The following is a 17,188-nucleotide window of genomic DNA, read 5'->3' as shown; positions in this document are numbered from 1 at the left end:
ATAGTTTTAATTCTATCTCGATTGGCTTTATGATTTGTAATTCACAACAATTACCACAATGATTAAGGTTAAATATGAAGGTGGTTTTAATTAAAATGTTGTGTTTTATTGGCAATTTATAATTCCAAACCGCAATTCTAATAAAAATGCCAACTTGCTCCTAATTCTTTGCAATGCTATGTCAAAATACTTTAATTACTATTTATAGTAATGGGAAAAACAAGTTTGATAAAGGTGCAGGTTTTACTGATGTGAAATAGTGGTTATTCCTTTATTTTATGAAAGAAGTACTGCCCCGTTTTTCTCAGAGGTTTCAACCATAGGGTAAGTAGGTTTGGTTTGATATTATTCGTTTTCCAGGCCCGTGTATCTTCTTTGTGAACTTTTATTTTTTTTGAAAAACTTCCATTACTTACCCCTCCGGTTCTCATGTTTACCATCACTTCGGGTAGATAATGAACCGATATTTTTGCTTTATACAGTAGCCTCAAAATAAGGTCATAGTCACCTGCTATTTTGAAGGAACTGTCATAGAGCCCATGCTCATCATATATTGATTTTTTGATAAACAAGACGGGATGAGGGACTGTCCAGCCCCAAAGAAATTTTCTGGGATGACAGCTTCCGGTTCTCCAATACCTCACTACCTTATTGGTATTTATTGGATTGACATATATCAAATCACCATAAACGGCATCCACACCTGTGTCAAAAGCATTGACTACTTTTTCAAGAACTTTGTCATGGCTATAAAAATCATCTGAGTTTAAAATGGCTACTATATCACCACTGGCATAGCGTATGCCTTTGTTGATGGCATCATATATACCTTTGTCTTCTCCTTCCAAAAGAGTGACGTTTTCACCACCCATATTTTTGATGATACCAACAGTGTTGTCGCTGGAACCTCCATCACAGAAAATATGCTCAATATTCTCATGCGATTGAGATTGTACACTTTCTATGGTTTGTCCAATAGTTTTTGCACTGTTTCTACATACTGTTATTACCGATATTTTCATTAAAGAAAGTTCGAAATCCATTAGCTAATAATAGGGCTATATCTATAGACTAGCCTCTGGTCTGGATTGTTAATTATGATATTAGAAATACCTGACTGAATTTTAACAATACTGTTTTTCGAAGATAAGCTATAAATTATTTTTAATACTATTTTTTAGGTTGAAAACTTACTGTTAAAACCATCAGTAGGATTACTAATGAATATTCAAACGATATTACTGAGTCCGAAACAGGTTTTACGAAATTTCTGATAGCAATAATTTCATAATTACGATAACTAATACTATAATTGAGTAATATTTTTACTCAATCTGTTTTTACTGCTGTGATTGAGATGGCGAAGCTGTGAAAAAAAATCATCTATATATTTTATTTTTTTTGAAGTGATTGGAACGCTAATTACTTCAAAAACAAGAATCAAACTCTTGCTGAAATTCTTTCTGAATCCGGATAATTCGGCTTATTTGAGAGGACTGGAGTCGGAATTTGAAGAATCATCCAATGCTATCAGGCTGGAACTCAACAGGCTTACTGAAGCCAATATGCTGGACACAGAAGTAGTGGGCAATAGAAAGCTTTTTAAAGTAAATCAGGCGCATCCGTTGTTTTCAGAGATTAAAAGTATCGTACAAAAGTATTTTGGTCTTGATGTGGTCATAGATCAGATCGCCAGGAAATTGGGAAATTTAAAGACCGTTTACCTGACAGGAGATATAGCCAAAGGAAAAGATTCAGGTATTATCGATTTGGTGTTGGTGGGAGATATTGATCAGGCCTATTTACTTAGGTTGATAGCTAAGGTAGAAAAATTGATTAAAAGAAAAATCCGATTTCTCATTTATTCTTTAGATGAATACAAAATACAGAGTGAAACCGAAAAGAAAGAATATTTGTTGATTTGGGAGAGCTAATGGAAGTGGATAATAAAAAATGGCTGGTACTCTATACCAAGCCTCGCAATGAGAAAAAAGTAGCCGAAAGGCTGTCTAAGAATGGATTTGAAGTTTATTGTCCTTTGATCAAGACGCTACGACAATGGAGTGACAGGAAAAAGAAAGTAGAAATTCCCATGTTTTCTTCCTATGTATTTATTCATATCGATGAGAAAAACAGACAATTGCCATTGCATGATCAGGGAGTGATGAACTATGTGTACTGGCTTGGAAAACCTGCGGTAGTAAGGCAAAGTGAAATGGAGGCTTTCAGACACATAGCGGAAAATGGAGAGGAAGTAATAGTGGAAGGAAATGGCATGCAGAAAGGCGATTTTATAGAAATTAAAGAAGGGGCATTCAAAGGAATGTCCGGCATCATAGACAAAACCAATAAGCACCAGTTGACTGTTTACATAGAGCAGTTGGATTGCAAGGTGAGTTTTAAGTATAACGGGTAAGGACTTTATTGAAACCTAACAGTTCTTTGAGACTTGCAATATCTGGAAAATATTAAATATCACTTATAATTTAGTGGCATCATATCATACTTTTCTATTATGAGATCTCTGTTTGAAATAAAAAACACTTTAGAAATCAATAAAGAACATTTGTATAAAAGTTATGCCATAAAATCAATGGCAATTTTTGGTTCTTATTCCAGAAATGAGCAAAGTGAAAAGAGTGATCTTGACTTGTTAGTTGAGTTTGATGAAAAGATTGGTGTAAGATTTATTGATTTAGCTGAAGAACTTGAGAACTATCTCAAAATGAAAGTTGATTTAGTGTCAAAAAAAGGAATAAAAGACAAATACTATCAGGTAATAAAATCAGATTTAATTTATGTCTAAAAGGAATCCATTGTTGCTTCTGGAGGATATGTTGGAGTCTGCTCAAAAAATCAAGAAATACACCAATGGCCAAAGTATTGAACAATTCACTAATGATGAAAAAACGGTGGATGCTGTTGTTCGCAATTTTGAAATTATAGGTGAGGCTGCAAGTAGAATTGATCTTGAATTTAGATATGAATATCCTCAAATAGAGTGGAAAAGGCTAAAAGGATTTCGTAACCGCTTGATCCATGATTATTTTGGAGTTGATTATGAGATTGTATGGGAAATAATACAAAGTGATCTGGATGAACTTATTTTTCAATTGGAAAGTATAATTAAACGATAACCCTGTATGGTTTGATCGTAAAATAAATGAATCAAGAAAATACAGATAACGACAACTGGGATTTGGTCATCAAACCAAAATCTTCTCTATTGGAGATACCCTGGCGAGACATCTGGAATTACCGGGATCTGTTGCGCATGTTTGTAAAGCGGGACATTGTTACCGTTTACAAACAGACTATTCTCGGGCCGATATGGTATGTACTCCAACCAATTATGACGACCATTGTTTACATCGTGGTGTTTGGGAATATTGCTGGCATCTCTACCGATGGATTGCCTAAGGTTTTATTCTATTTATCTGGTGTGGTGATCTGGAATTACTTTGCGGAATCATTCAATCAAACTTCTGTCACATTTAGAGACAATGCCGGGCTTTTCGGAAAAGTGTATTTTCCACGGTTGATCATGCCTCTTTCCAAAATTACCTCTGCGCTTATCAAATTTGGTATTCAATTTGGACTGTTTCTTGTCTTTTATTTCTACTTTATTTTCGTTGGAAACGAGACCATTCAACCCAATATCAATATCCTGTTGCTTCCGCTGTACATTCTCATGATGGCGGGATACGGTTTGGGATTTGGCATCATATTTACCAGCCTTACTTCCAAATACAAAGACCTTAATTTTCTTATAGTATTTGGTGTACAACTCTTAATGTATGCTACTCCGGTTATTTACCCCATGAGTAGTGTGCCAGAGAAGTATCGAATGTTTCTGCAGGCCAACCCCATTACACCCATAGTAGAAGGGTTTAGGTATTCCTTACTGGGGAGTGGAAGTTTCGGTTGGAATAGCTTGGCTTATTCGGTGGGTGTTTTAGTAGTACTGATGATTGCTGGTGTAGTGATATTCAATAGAACGGAAAAGACTTTTATTGATACAGTTTAGTTCAAACGTTGAGACATTCCAAGTCTTCGAGACTTGGAATGTCTGCTTTTTTACAATGAACCAGACCAATGATTAGGTGACCAGCCAACAATTATTACATATTTTGGCCAAAAGAGAGGGTGAATCCCTGGAATTCAAGTCCTCATTTAACAGATCTGTTATTGAAACGCTAGTCGGGTTTGCCAATACCAGGGGTGGTAAAATAGTCATTGGAGTTTCTGATAAGAAAGAAATAATTGGAATTTCGGTTGGTGAAGAAAGTGTGCAAAAGTGGATCAATGAAATCAAACAACATACAAAACCATCTGTAATTCCTGATGTTGAAGTCATTCAAGTGGAGGGTAATACCGTGGTAGTGATGGAAGTTCAGGAGTTTCCCATAAAGCCTGTCTCTTTTAACGGAAGATATTATAGCCGGAAGCAAAATTCCAATCACCTGCTTTCACTAACAGAGATAAATGACTTGTACACCAATTCCTTGCAAACATCGTGGGACAGTTACCCCTGGAAAGAAGGGCAACTGGAGGATATCAATATGCAAAAGGTGGAGGCTTTTATACAACGGGTCAATGAAAATAAGAGATTCTCTCTGGAAGGGTCGCCGATTGACTGCCTGTCGAAGCTCCGACTTATTAAGGAAAACAGGCCCACAAATGCTGCTATGCTTCTTTTCTCAAAAGAAGATTTGTTTTATAATGTTCATGTGGGTCGTTTTAAAACACCAACCTTGGTTATTGCCGACAAAATGATCAGCGGAGGTCTTTTTGAAGTATTGGAAGAAACCATGCAGTTTATTGTTTCTCAAATAAAAGTAGCTTTTGAGATTACCGGGGAAAGTACCCGTAGAAATGAGATTTTCGAATATCCATTGACTGCCCTGCGTGAATTGGTAGTAAATGCTATCGTTCATAGGGATTATACCAGCCCAACAGATATTCAGATTAAGATCTTCGATCAATCAATAAGTATATTCAACCCGGGAAAGTTATTTGGCGGGCTTACTATAGAAGATTTAAAAACGGACAACTATCAAGCCCAAACACGTAACAAACTGATTGCAGAAGCATTTTACCTGACAAAAGAAATAGAAAAATATGGTAGCGGATACCGTAGGGTAAGGGAGAAAATCAGCCAATACCCAACCATGAAGTTTGATTTCATGGAGAACAGCGGGGGGTATTTTGTAGAAATATCCTATAAGCAACAAAAAACAGAAAGTAAAGTAATTGTTATAAATGACCCTGTAAATGACCCTGTAAATGATCGGAGGAACGGGATTTTACAAAAAATGGAAGAGAATAAATTTATTACCAGGGAGCAGTTGGCAGATGGGTCGAATGTAAGTGTAGAGACCATCAAGCGCGACATACGAAGATTACGAGATCAGGGCAAGTTGAAGCGAATTGGAAGTGATAAGACTGGATATTGGGAAGTAGTGAGATGATCAATGCAAAGTAAATTATTAACGTATAGACATTCCAAGTCTTGAAGACTTGGAATGTATGATCTGATAAAATAATAAATGCCCAAGCCAGTAATAAAAATAGAAAACCTCTCCAAGCTCTATAGAATAGGAGAAATAGGTACCGGAACCATCTCCCATGACCTCAATCGCTGGTGAAAAGCGTGCTAAAAGTGTAGAAAATATTAAGAAAGAGAATCAAGACTTGGGTAGTATCTGTTGGGTGGTCTATTGCAAATTCAGGAACGATTGACGAACTTTAAAGAATGATAAGAAAGGTCTATATTGATACTTCTGTGGTTGGTGGATACTTTGATGAAGAATTTGAGCTTTGGACAAAACTTTTCTTTAAGTCTGTAAAGGAAGAGAAATTCAAGATTGCCGTATCCGAAATTTTATATACTGAACTTATCAATGCTCCAAAGCGTGTTAGAAGCCTTCTTTCTGAAATGACCAAAGAACAATTCGTTTTTGTCGAATATAATGAAGAAGCAGACAGCTTGCCAATAAATATTTGGAAGCGAACATCGTCGGTCAAACCAGTTTAACTGATTGTCGGCATATTGCTACGGCAACTGTTAATGAAATAGACATTTTGACAAGCTGGAATTTTAAGCATATTGTAAATCTTGATAAAATTCATTTATACAATGGAGTAAACCTGCAAAATGGTTATCGAACGATAGAAATTAGGACACCAAGAGAATTATTGACTTATGAAAACAGTTGAAAAGACCTCCAAGAAATTCGATGCGGTTAAAATGATGAGAGATATCCGTAACCAAATGGACAAGGATATTGAAGGCATGACCTTCGAACAAGAAAAAGCGTATTTCAAAAAAGGAGCTGAAAAATTTAAACAACAATCTAAATCTGATCTATAGGATGTCTAGGAAAATAGATAAACTAAATAGGGAAATGGTATTCAAAAATACATACCATCCCCAGTTACTTACAACATTTAAGTAAGATGTACTGGAATCTCATAGGGTTTTCTATTTTAAAAGATACAGGTAGTTTTTTCCAAAGAAGTAAATAGGTAACAACAACTCTCCAAATTACCCCTCCAAGAGTTATGCCCATAGTAAACAGTACTTTATCAATAAATATTTGTCTAATAGAAGCTCTTGGAGGCTTTCTATTAATTGGAGACCTTCCAAGTCTTCGAGACTTGGAAGGTCTGATCTGAAAAATAATAAATGCCCAAAACAGTAATAAAAATAGAAAACCTCTCCAAACTCTATAGAATAGGAGAAATAGGCACGGGCACCATATCCCATGATCTCAACCGCTGGTGGACAACAAAAATACGAGGAAAAGAAGACCCATTTGCCAAAGTAGGGCAAGTCAATGACCGTACTTCAAAGGCAGAAAAAGGCGAGCATGTTTGGGCACTGAAAGACATCAACCTGGAAGTGAAGCAGGGAGATATATTAGGGATTATAGGAAAGAATGGTGCAGGAAAATCTACCCTGCTCAAGTTGCTCTCCCGAGTGACATCACCCACTACAGGCAGCATAAAAGTAAAAGGCAGGATGGCATCTTTACTGGAAGTAGGCACAGGCTTTCACCCGGAGATGACAGGCCGGGAAAATATCTACATGAACGGCACCATTATGGGCATGCGCCGATGGGAGATAGACAAGAAGCTGGATGAAATAGTAGATTTTGCAGGAGTAGCCAAATACCTCGACACACCCACCAAAAGGTATTCCTCTGGCATGACCGTAAGGTTGGGCTTTGCCATTGCGGCATTCCTAGAGCCAGAGATATTGATTGTAGATGAAGTACTGGCAGTAGGGGATGTTGAGTTTCAGAAGAAAGCCATAGGCAAAATGCAGGATGTGAGCAAAGGAGAGGGGAGGACGGTGTTGTTTGTGAGTCATAATATGGCATCTATAAAAAGCTTATGTCTTAAAGGGATATTGTTAGAAAATGGAGCATTGAAATTCTATGGTTTAACCGATGAAATTCTAAAGTTATACATGGGAGGGAACAATGATAGTTTTAACTACAGGGATCTAAATTATATTAACAAAGGATTTTTAATCAAAGATTTAGGGATTAGAAACACTAATCGTGATTTTAATGATAAAATTGTAAGGGACGAAGTAATACTAATTGAGTTTAATTATGTTAATGAATCCCCTGATGAGAATATATATTGGAATTTGAAAATAAAGGATGAAGAAGGCAGATATCTGATTACTACCACATCAAAACATCGCAAAAATTATACAATGTCAGGTAAGGGTAAAGCATTAATGAAAATTCCTGCTGATTTTTTTAATGAAGGTGAATTCTCGATCGACTTAATGGTTTTAAGTCATAGTAAGAAAGGTTATGTTATTTATGTAAATGAAAGAGATGTGTTAATGGTTCGAATTTTTCCGGAAAAGCGTCCAATGGGTTCTTGGATGGGCAAAGAACCGGGTTCAATTCGACATAAATTTGAGTGGGTTTGATGATATTCGTTGTAAAATCCTTCCTTCCTCCTGTAGTGGAATACCAGAAATTAATTATTGGTATTTGGGGCAGCAACTTGCTCACGAAGAATGAACCGTGGTACAAGAATTGGAACAGAAACAAACGAAGCATTTGGACATAAAGCATCGATCAAGGCTATTGAACTGACGGGATAAATAATCACAACACATTTTAGCTTCTATGATAAAAAAATATTTCCTAAACGCTATGACTAATGGAAGATTCAACAATCTTTATAAATTGTCAGTATATGAATAAGATAAGGTCTGCTCACAGTGATAGCGGCATGAAGGGTATTTTGAAATTTTCTTGGGCATATTCTTTGTTTTCAGATTTGATATCAGATAAGTCAAAGACAGCAAGTTTAATGGAACAATTATGTCAAATTAATTCTAAGAGCCGGATATTGGACATAGGATGTGGGCCGGGAAGTTTTGTAAAGTATCTACCAAAAACCGTGGATGGCTATTTAGGTATAGACATGAATGAAAATTACATAGAATATGCTAACGATAAATGGTCTAATAGAGAGGATGTTAATTTTATTCAGGGCACGGTAGGTGAACTCGACATAAGGGATTTTGACAAATATGACGTGGTGGTTGCAAAAGCATTAGTTCATCACCTAAGTGATGAACATGCAAAACAGCTTTTTAGTTTTGCGGCTCAGGTTTTGAATCAAGGAGGAATTTTTGTGACATACGACAATGTATTTATTGAGAATCAGCACTGGTTTGCCAAGTGGCTAATAAAAAATGATAGAGGTAAATATGTAAGAACCCAAGAGGAGTATACAAAACTTGTAGCCCTTTATTTCAATAACCTAACGACACAAGTCTTGCACGATACCTTGAGAATACCTTATACGATTCTAACTATTAGGTGTAGCAACAACTGAGTTGTGGAGACTTAATTTCATTCAAAGATTGAATATGTATATTTTTTCTAACGTTTTCAAAATTCATAACAATTTCCTTGCAAGATTATGAAAATTGACTTGATAGCCGGAAATTTAGTGAAAGATGAAAACGGAATTTTTGTTTCTGGAAGCAAATCAAAAGTATCGTATCCTGAAACCGGTAATCAAGATAGTCTACTTTTGGAACAGGATAGTTTTTGGTTTGATCATCGCAATCGATTCATAACAGAGGCAGTTAAGAAGTTTAGCTCTAATTCCATATTTTATGACATAGGCGGAGGTAATGGATTTGTGTCCAAAGGTTTACAAGAAGTTGGGATAGAGACTGTACTTGTTGAACCAGGTTATCAAGGTTGCTTGAACGCTAAAAAAAGAGAAGTGGAAAAGGTCATTTGCTCAACTTTAGAAAATGCGGGATTTCAACTTGGCACCTTGGAATCAGCTGGAATGTTTGATGTTATAGAGCACATTAAAGATGACAAACAATTCTTAGTCAATATACACGGCTATTTAAAGGATGATGGAAAGATATACATCACAGTTCCCTCCTATAATTTTTTATGGTCAAATGAAGATATAGATGCTGGACATTTTCGAAGGTATACGTTGATCAATTTGAGCAAGATGATTGAGACTTGTGGATTCAGAATAGAATATTCAACCTATTTATTCTCTTTCTTACCCGTTCCAGTATTCCTATTCAGAACACTCCCTAGTTTATTAGGCTTAAATAAGAATTCAAATAAACTGTCAAAACATAAAAAGGAACATAAACCTATTCATGGTTGGTCTAAATCAATTTTGGACAAAGTGTTGCAGTGGGAATTAAAGAAAATCAGAAGTTTAAACAAAATTCCTTTTGGTGGAAGTTGTTTTGTGGTTGCGAGCAAATAATAGTAAGGCAAATTTATTCTATTAATGAATATTATGTTGTCGATAGTTAGTCCGGTATATCAAGCAGAAAACATAATTCCTCAATTGATTGACAGAATTGAAGGGAATGTATCAAAAATCACTGATGATTACGAAATCATTTTGGTAGAAGATGGTAGTTCTGATAACTCATGGGAAATAATTCAGGAAATTGCAGGGAGGAATAGTAGAGTCAAAGGGTTGAAGCTAAGTAGAAATTTTGGTCAACACAATGCAATTACAGCTGGATTGGATCAGGTTAATGGAGAATGGATAATTGTAATGGATTGCGATTTGCAGGATAGGCCAGAAGAAATTGAAAGATTGTATAATAAAGCCCAGGAAGGCTATGAAATAGTATTGGCAAGGAGGGTCAATAGGCAAGATAGTTTGTTTAAGCGCATGAGTTCGAAAATATTCTACAAATTTTTCGGTTACTTGACTGAAACAAAGCAGGATGCTTTGGTGGCTAATTTCGGTATATATAGTAGTAGGGTCATCCTTTCCATTAATTCAATGGGAGATTATTTCAGGGTTTTCCCTATCCTCGTTCAATGGGTAGGATTTAGTAGAAGTTACCTTGATGTGGAGCACTCAGATAGAATGGAAGGCAAATCTTCATATAGGCTAAGAAGTCTGGTAAGGCTAGCGATTGATATGGTTATATCCTTTTCGGAAAAGCCTATGCGTCTGGGGTTGAAATTTGGGATTGTTGTTTCACTTGGTTCTATAGTTTTATCAATTTTTTATTTGATTTTGTATCTAATGGGAAAAATCTTGGTGCCGGGTTACACTAGTATGATGATACTTATTTCCTTTTCAACGGGCTTGGTTATTACATTTCTGGGCATGATAGGTTTATATATAGGTAAAATTTCAGTTCAAGTAAAAAACAGACCGACTTACATAATCAGTGATAGGGTTAATGGTTGACATAATTTGATGAGAGCCAATGCATTTATAAGTGATTTGGATACACAGCGATTTGGCTTTAATGTTGCTAAGATTAACGAATTCAACCATTTTACACCAGAAGAAATACTCAATAATTTGAGATTAAATGATGTCAGACTCGTTATCTCCCGAGTTTCTTCAAGTAACGTTTTACTAATAAATCAATTAGAATACCTTGGATTTGAAATAAAAGATATCCAGGTTAGCTATAAACATTCTCTTAGATTACAGGATATTATAAAAATTGATCAAAAAGTATCAATTAGAGATTATAAGGATGACGATTTGCCACATTTAAAAAGGATTGCCTACGATTCCTTTTATGGCTATGGACACTACGCAAGAAACAGCAAATTGAATAAATCAAAATGCGCTGAAATCTATAGTGACTGGGTCGAAAGATGTTCAACCGATAAGAAGATTGCTGACCAATTATTTGTCTTGGTTGATAAATTTCAAACTGCAATCGGTTTTTTTGCATTAAAAATGAATAGTAAACAGAATTTTGCCGAGGGTTTAATTGGTGCAGTTGATTCACGGCATAGAGGACAAGGCCTATGGAAACTAATTGTAAACGCCTCAATAATATGGGCTAAAGAAAAAGGAGCTAAGTACTGGATGACGAAGGTACTTATTGATAACTACCCAAGTCATTTCGCTATGATATTCAATAATTGCTATATAAGAACTTCAGAAGTTACAATGCATAAATGGATAGATTAACATCATATCAGATCCCATTTAATAAGCCCATTTTTACTGGTGATGAAATCGAATACATTATAGATGCCGTTACAAGTTCAAAACAGATTTCAGGAAACGGAAAATATACTAGGCTTTGCCATGATATATTCACAAGCAAGTATGGAATTGAAAAATGCTTATTAACACATTCGTGCACTGCAGCGTTGGAAATGGCTGCCATCCTTTTGAATATCAAAGAAGGTGATGAGGTAATTATGCCATCATATACATTTGTAAGTACTGCTAACGCTTTTATTTTGAGAGGCGCGAGAATAGTATTTGTTGATAGCAGAAGAGACCACCCCGGCATAGATGAGGATAAAATTGAGTATCTCGTTACAAAGAGAACCAAAGCAGTTGTAGTCGTTCATTATGCTGGAGTTGCTTGCAACATGGATAAGGTCATGGCTTTGGCGGACAAGTATAATCTTTTTGTTGTTGAGGATGCCGCTCAGGCCGTGGATAGTTATTTTACTGGAATAGACGGGGAAAGAAAGGCTTTGGGATCAATAGGGCATTTATCGGCTTTTTCCTTTCATGAAACAAAAAATATAAGTTGTGGAGAAGGCGGCATGCTAGTCATCAATGACCCGCAGTTTATAGACCGTGCTGAGGTTATTTGGGAAAAAGGAACTAATAGGGCTGCATTTCATAGAGGCGAAGTAGGTAAATATCAATGGGTGGATATTGGTTCTTCGTTTTTACCATCAGAATTGACCGCTGCATTTTTGTATGCTCAGTTGGAGAAAATTGATCAGATTCAAGAAAGAAGGAAGAAAATATGGAATTCCTATAAGGAACTATTATCAGATTGGGCAACAAGCAATAAAGTCCAACTACCTTCAATCCCCGATTATGCCATGAACAATGCACATATGTTCTATATGGTTTGTGAAAATTTTGAACAACGAAATAAATTGCTGGATCACCTGAAGAAAAATAAGATTCTGGCTGTGTTCCATTATCTGAGTTTACATAGCAGCCCTTTTTATAGTCAAAAGCATGACGGACGAGTACTTAGTCAATGTGATCACTACGCCAATTCCTTAGTTCGGTTGCCACTTTATTATGACATGATGGAATCAGACATCCGATATGTTGCTAATACAATTCAATCTATTTGAATACGGAGTTAAATAGAGTTTTGAACAATCAATTGAAGAATGACTGAAGGCAAATTCCAAATCAATTCAATGTCTTCAAAAATTAAATATTTATTCGGTAATGCAGAGTCATTTCTCAATACCAGAACACTATTGACACGTCGTTTTTTAATAGCACTAATTGTTATTTATCCCTTTGCATTCATTTGGCAAGGTGGGGACTTAACTGATTCCGGTTTTTTTGCTGTTCGCTATAGATATTTCTTTGATTTCCTTTCAATGAATGAAATCAATATCCTTACATTTTTCACTGACTTAATAGGCGCAGTTTGGCTAAAGATTTTATCAGGTGTAATTGCTCTGAATTTTTTATATCTACTGTTTCTGTATGCCTGCTCTGGCATGGTATACCTGATATTGAAAGATTTTACTCCCAATAAAAACCTTTTACTTCTTGGAGTGTTCATTGGGGATATGTTTTTTATCAGGTTTCAATACATGGTTTTTAATGTTGATATTGCTTCTTTATTGTTTCTCTTAATTACCGTGTTTTGTCTTATCAAAGGATTGAAAAGTGGGGAGAAAAAGCTCCTTTTTTTTGCGGGTATAAATTCAGCAATAGCTTGTATGGCTCGATTGCCCGATTTGACTATTCTTGTACTTGTACTTGTAGTTATTTTCCATAATGAATATTTAAAACATAAAGATATTGGGCTAAAAAGAATCACAACAAGAACCCTAAATAACTATTTTCTCTATGTCTCAGGATTTGCCTTTTCATGCATTTGCATGGCCGGATTGCTTTGGCATTTTGGCATGCTGGACGCAATCAAAGATGACTTTTTGATTGTTAGTTTGCGAGCCAAAGATGGAGGTAGTTCACATGGTATAAGCAGATTGTTGAAAAATTATTTTAGTGAGCTTTTAATTTTTGTTCCACATTTTATAGCGATCGTATTTTTCACAATAGCGGTCAGTCAAATTTGGAAACATTCAAGAAATTTATTGTTCTCAATAAGTTGTTCCCTGATCGCCTTAGTCCTAATTCCCATTGCATATACAGGGTATTCCTATGGCAATGACATAAAGTACTTTGCTCCGGCATTTTTGCTTTTTCCTGTTTCTGTAATACTACTTGGGCAGGTTGATAGGTCAAGACAGGCTAAATTCTCGTCTCTTATCTTATTGTCTTTGGGGATTTCTTTAGTGCAGGTATTTGGTACAGCTACAGGCCTATTTTTAAAAATGAATTATGGCTTAATGTTAGTAATCCCCTTAATGATTATCGTTCTGTTTGAAATCAGAAATACTGATTTATGGGGACTTAAAATTTCATGGAAACCACCTCTCATAATGTACATGGTAATTATCTTTTGTGCATGCTTAATAATTCGATTGGGTTGGATTTATCATGTAAGTTCAGGTTTAATATCAAGGGTTAGAGCAGTTTATTCCATTGACAATGATTTGATGTGGGGAGTTCACACAACTAAAGATCGAGCTCAATATATTAATGAAATAACTCATTCTATTGAAAATCATAAGGGAGGAGATAATACCTTATTTATATACGGCACGCCACTCATGCTTTATTATCTATCAAATATGCGACCATTCACAAAGCACATTTGGATTACTCAAAATGTTATAAAACCAAGAGTACTTTTTGAAGATATGAGTAGTCGTTTAATCCAAAGCAAGCAATGGCCTTTGATCATTGATACTAAAGAAAATGCTATGGGAAGTGAGGGGAAGGAATACCTGGACACTTTTCTTGCTGATAATCATTATACCTGTGTTGAGAACAATAAAGACTATTCAATATTTAAAAGGGATGTTATTGAAAACTACTAGAATGCTAAACTTGGCTGAAATATATTGATTCCCGTAACCAAACCATTCCTCCCTCCCATTGAGGAATATCAAAAAATGATTTCTGGAATTTGGGAGCGCAACTGGCTGACTAATAATGGCCCTTTGGTACAGCAGCTAGAGCAAAAACTCACAGAATACTTAGAGGTAAAACATTTACTGTTTACTGGAAATGGAACCATTGCACTTCAAATGGCGATCAAAGTACTTGGTCTAACAGGTGAAATAATTACAACCCCATTTAGCTATGTAGCTACCACAAGTAGCATTGTTTGGGAAGGTTGCACGCCTGTTTTTGTGGACATTGATCCGGAAACGTTAAACATTGATCCAAAACTTATTGAGAATGCTATCACTAATAAAACATCGGCAATACTCGCTACCCATGTTTTTGGAAATCCCTGCGAGGTAGAAGCCATTGAGATTATTGCCAAGAAACATGGATTAAAAGTAATCTATGATGGAGCCCATGCCTTTGGTTGCACCATAAATGGCCGCTCTGTTCTGGATTATGGAGATATTAGCGTCACCAGTTTTCATGCAACCAAAGTATTTCACACCATTGAAGGAGGGGCTGTAATTACCCGAGATGATCATGTGGCTAAACGAATTTCTTATATGAGGAACTTTGGACACGATGGGCCTGAAAAGTTCAATGGAGTGGGTATTAATGGAAAAAACTCTGAATTTCATGCGGCTATGGGAATGTGCAATCTTAGGCATATTGACGAAATTCTTCAAGAGCGCAAGAAAACCTGTGAAAGGTATAATTCATTATTAATCGAAAGGAATAGTCGGTTAAAATCAATAGACCTTAGCTTGGGAAATTCCGCTTATTACCCAATCATTTTTGAATCAGAGGAGCAAACCATTAAAACAAAATCATTCTTAGAAAATAATGATATTTTTCCCAGAAGGTATTTCTACCCCAGCTTAAACAGATTAGAATATAATGGTGATTCGCCTTCAATGACAATTTCAGAAGAGATTTCAAGCAGAATTCTTTGTCTCCCGGTGTATCAAGACATTACCAAGGAAGATCAAATCATAATTTCCAATTTGATTTTACAAAACCTCGACAAATGAAGGTTGGTATCATGCAACCTTATCTATTCCCGTATATAGGTTATTTTCATCTAGTTCAGGCAGTAGATAAATTCGTTTTTTACGATGATGTGAACTTCATAAAGGGAGGTTGGATTAATCGAAACCGAATATTGATCAATGGCAAAGAATCATTCATCACATTAAATCTATCTCATGCAAGTCCCAAAAAGTTAATTAATCAAATTGAAGTAATTGATAATCGAAAGAAACTAATTAAAACGATCAAACTCGCTTATAACAAGGCCCCATACTTTGAGGAAGTATTTGCCTTAATGGTTCAAATCTTAAGCTATGATTCGACCAATATTTCAGATATTGCGATTAACTCCATTATTAGCATTACCGAATATCTTAAGGTAAAAACTAAATTTATTAAATCGTCTTCGCTACCAAAAACTCTCAATTACAAGGGACAAGAAAGGGTGATAAGAATATGCAAAGAACTTGAGGGAAAAGTTTATATTAATCCTATTGGGGGATTAGAATTATATAGTTCCAAAGTGTTTAAAGAGAATGGATTAACTCTGAATTTTTTAAAACCAACAATAGAATCTTACTCGCAATTCAATCAGGAATTTATTCCAGCATTAAGTATAGTTGATATTCTAATGTTCAATGGAGTCAAGAAAACTTCAGAAATGATCAAGAAATACACAATTGAATGAATTTAAAGGAATTAGATTTAATTCCTGTCGCTATTCACAGTGTTCCAAGATCCGGATCAACCTGGTTGGGAGCAATTTTCGATTCCCATCCCAAGGTTGCATACAGGTTTCAGCCGCTATTCTCTTATGGCCATAAAGGTCAGATTTCGGAAAGGTCAGGTTCAGCGGATATTGATATTTTTTTTAAAGACATTTTAGAAACAAAAGACCAGTTTGTACTGGGTCATGGAAGTCCGGAAAAAGCAAAAGTTCCAAAATTCACCAAAGAATTACCTTCTCATATTGTGTACAAGGAAGTAAGGTATCACCACATAATCAGGAATCTCCTAAACAAAAATGATGAAATCAAGGTCGTTGCTTTAATAAGGGATCCAATTGAGGTTATTCATTCGTGGTTAAAAGCACCAAAGGAATTCAGATATGATCTAGGGTGGAATGCAGACGATGAGTGGTACTATGCAAAAAAAAAAAATCAGAACAAACCTGAAGAATTTAACGGTTTTGCAAAGTGGATTGAAGTGGCAAGTACATTTGAACAGCTAAGAAATGAATTTCCAGATCGAGTATTTATAATCAATTACAAAAATCTCGTTGATGAAACCGTTAAAACCGTAAAACAAGCATTTGATTTTTGCCAATTGGAATTGGTATCGTCAGTTAGAGAATTTATTCATGAATCCAAAAGCAAAGAGAGCAGGGATCCATATGGTGTTTATAAAACCAAATCAACTAGCTCGTACCAAATTGATAGAATTGGTGCTCAAATAATGAAAGAATTGAAAAATACAACCCTCGAGAAATATCTTTTAGTATAGAATAGACATTATCACGGTTGATTTATTATGGAGAATTTTGCTCTTAAAAAAAAACCGCCAATTCATTACTAATTTTGGAGAAAAAAATCTTGTAATCTCTCTATGCACAATCAACCGTGAT

The 17,188-nt window shown here is 35.6% G+C and carries 19 protein-coding genes; 18 read left to right on the top strand and 1 reads right to left on the bottom strand.

Features of this window, described 5'->3' with window-relative positions; genetic code table 11:
• Window positions 1-263: 263 nt before the first annotated feature.
• Window positions 264-1,022: a glycosyltransferase family 2 protein gene (locus AAOP42_RS22725; RefSeq protein WP_349530887.1), complete on the bottom strand. Its 759-nt coding sequence runs from the start codon at window positions 1,020-1,022 to the stop codon at window positions 264-266.
• Window positions 1,023-1,448: 426 nt separating this feature from the next.
• On the opposite strand from AAOP42_RS22725, the gene AAOP42_RS22720 reads away from it, so the two are divergent.
• The 18 genes from AAOP42_RS22720 to AAOP42_RS22635 all read left to right on the top strand — a co-directional run bounded on the left by AAOP42_RS22720 (window position 1,449) and on the right by AAOP42_RS22635 (window position 17,067).
• Window positions 1,449-1,934: an ArsR family transcriptional regulator gene (locus AAOP42_RS22720; protein WP_349530886.1), complete on the top strand. Its 486-nt coding sequence runs from the start codon at window positions 1,449-1,451 to the stop codon at window positions 1,932-1,934.
• Window positions 1,922-2,416: a UpxY family transcription antiterminator gene (locus tag AAOP42_RS22715; protein WP_349530885.1), complete on the top strand. Its 495-nt coding sequence runs from the start codon at window positions 1,922-1,924 to the stop codon at window positions 2,414-2,416. Before AAOP42_RS22720 ends, AAOP42_RS22715 begins: the two co-directional genes overlap by 13 nt.
• Window positions 2,417-2,515: 99 nt before the next feature.
• The gene (locus AAOP42_RS22710) at window positions 2,516-2,806 is read left to right on the top strand and encodes a nucleotidyltransferase family protein (RefSeq protein ID WP_349530884.1); all 291 of its coding nucleotides are present in this window, start codon (window positions 2,516-2,518) and stop codon (window positions 2,804-2,806) included.
• Window positions 2,799-3,137 (top strand): HepT-like ribonuclease domain-containing protein, encoded by a 339-nt coding sequence (locus AAOP42_RS22705; protein ID WP_349530883.1) that lies wholly within the window; start codon window positions 2,799-2,801, stop codon window positions 3,135-3,137. The genes AAOP42_RS22710 and AAOP42_RS22705 overlap by 8 nt, the downstream gene beginning before the upstream one ends.
• 26 nt (window positions 3,138-3,163) lie before the next feature.
• Entirely contained in the window at window positions 3,164-4,027 is an 864-nt protein-coding gene (locus AAOP42_RS22700; protein WP_349530882.1) for an ABC transporter permease, read from the top strand.
• 103 nt (window positions 4,028-4,130) lie between these two features.
• On the top strand, window positions 4,131-5,471 hold the full coding sequence (locus AAOP42_RS22695; RefSeq protein ID WP_349530881.1) for an RNA-binding domain-containing protein: 1,341 nt from the start codon (window positions 4,131-4,133) through the stop codon (window positions 5,469-5,471).
• A gap of 284 nt (window positions 5,472-5,755) precedes the next feature.
• Window positions 5,756-6,037, top strand: coding sequence for a hypothetical protein (locus AAOP42_RS22690; protein ID WP_349530880.1), 282 nt, complete (start codon window positions 5,756-5,758; stop codon window positions 6,035-6,037).
• Between the two features lie 168 nt (window positions 6,038-6,205).
• Window positions 6,206-6,373 (top strand): hypothetical protein, encoded by a 168-nt coding sequence (locus tag AAOP42_RS22685; protein ID WP_349530879.1) that lies wholly within the window; start codon window positions 6,206-6,208, stop codon window positions 6,371-6,373.
• Between the two features lie 315 nt (window positions 6,374-6,688).
• Window positions 6,689-7,954, top strand: a complete 1,266-nt coding sequence (locus tag AAOP42_RS22680) for an ABC transporter ATP-binding protein (RefSeq protein ID WP_349530878.1) — start codon at window positions 6,689-6,691, stop codon at window positions 7,952-7,954.
• A gap of 236 nt (window positions 7,955-8,190) precedes the next feature.
• On the top strand, window positions 8,191-8,874 hold the full coding sequence (locus AAOP42_RS22675; RefSeq protein WP_349530877.1) for a class I SAM-dependent methyltransferase: 684 nt from the start codon (window positions 8,191-8,193) through the stop codon (window positions 8,872-8,874).
• A gap of 87 nt (window positions 8,875-8,961) precedes the next feature.
• A complete protein-coding gene (locus AAOP42_RS22670) occupies window positions 8,962-9,789 on the top strand; it encodes a class I SAM-dependent methyltransferase (RefSeq protein ID WP_349530876.1) in 828 nt (275 codons plus the stop codon).
• A 33-nt stretch (window positions 9,790-9,822) separates the two neighbouring features.
• The gene (locus AAOP42_RS22665) at window positions 9,823-10,740 is read left to right on the top strand and encodes a glycosyltransferase family 2 protein (RefSeq protein ID WP_349530875.1); all 918 of its coding nucleotides are present in this window, start codon (window positions 9,823-9,825) and stop codon (window positions 10,738-10,740) included.
• A 9-nt stretch (window positions 10,741-10,749) separates the two neighbouring features.
• Window positions 10,750-11,484: a GNAT family N-acetyltransferase gene (locus AAOP42_RS22660; RefSeq protein ID WP_349530874.1), complete on the top strand. Its 735-nt coding sequence runs from the start codon at window positions 10,750-10,752 to the stop codon at window positions 11,482-11,484.
• Complete coding sequence (rffA, locus tag AAOP42_RS22655; RefSeq protein ID WP_349530873.1) at window positions 11,472-12,629, top strand: dTDP-4-amino-4,6-dideoxygalactose transaminase; 1,158 nt, start codon at window positions 11,472-11,474, stop codon at window positions 12,627-12,629. The genes AAOP42_RS22660 and rffA overlap by 13 nt, the downstream gene beginning before the upstream one ends.
• Window positions 12,630-12,698: 69 nt before the next feature.
• Window positions 12,699-14,462: a hypothetical protein gene (locus AAOP42_RS22650; RefSeq protein WP_349530872.1), complete on the top strand. Its 1,764-nt coding sequence runs from the start codon at window positions 12,699-12,701 to the stop codon at window positions 14,460-14,462.
• A gap of 24 nt (window positions 14,463-14,486) precedes the next feature.
• Entirely contained in the window at window positions 14,487-15,566 is a 1,080-nt protein-coding gene (locus tag AAOP42_RS22645; RefSeq protein WP_349530871.1) for a DegT/DnrJ/EryC1/StrS family aminotransferase, read from the top strand.
• Window positions 15,563-16,252, top strand: coding sequence for a WbqC family protein (locus AAOP42_RS22640; RefSeq protein WP_349530870.1), 690 nt, complete (start codon window positions 15,563-15,565; stop codon window positions 16,250-16,252). The genes AAOP42_RS22645 and AAOP42_RS22640 overlap by 4 nt, the downstream gene beginning before the upstream one ends.
• Window positions 16,249-17,067 (top strand): sulfotransferase, encoded by an 819-nt coding sequence (locus AAOP42_RS22635; protein WP_349530869.1) that lies wholly within the window; start codon window positions 16,249-16,251, stop codon window positions 17,065-17,067. Before AAOP42_RS22640 ends, AAOP42_RS22635 begins: the two co-directional genes overlap by 4 nt.
• Window positions 17,068-17,188 lie beyond the last annotated feature (121 nt).

It is taken from the genome of Reichenbachiella sp. MALMAid0571, from assembly GCF_040151475.1.
GTDB lineage: Bacteria > Bacteroidota > Bacteroidia > Cytophagales > Cyclobacteriaceae > CAXBNB01.
The sequence above is the reverse complement of the archived record's forward strand: the minus strand, read 5'-3'. Positions and strand labels throughout refer to the sequence as shown.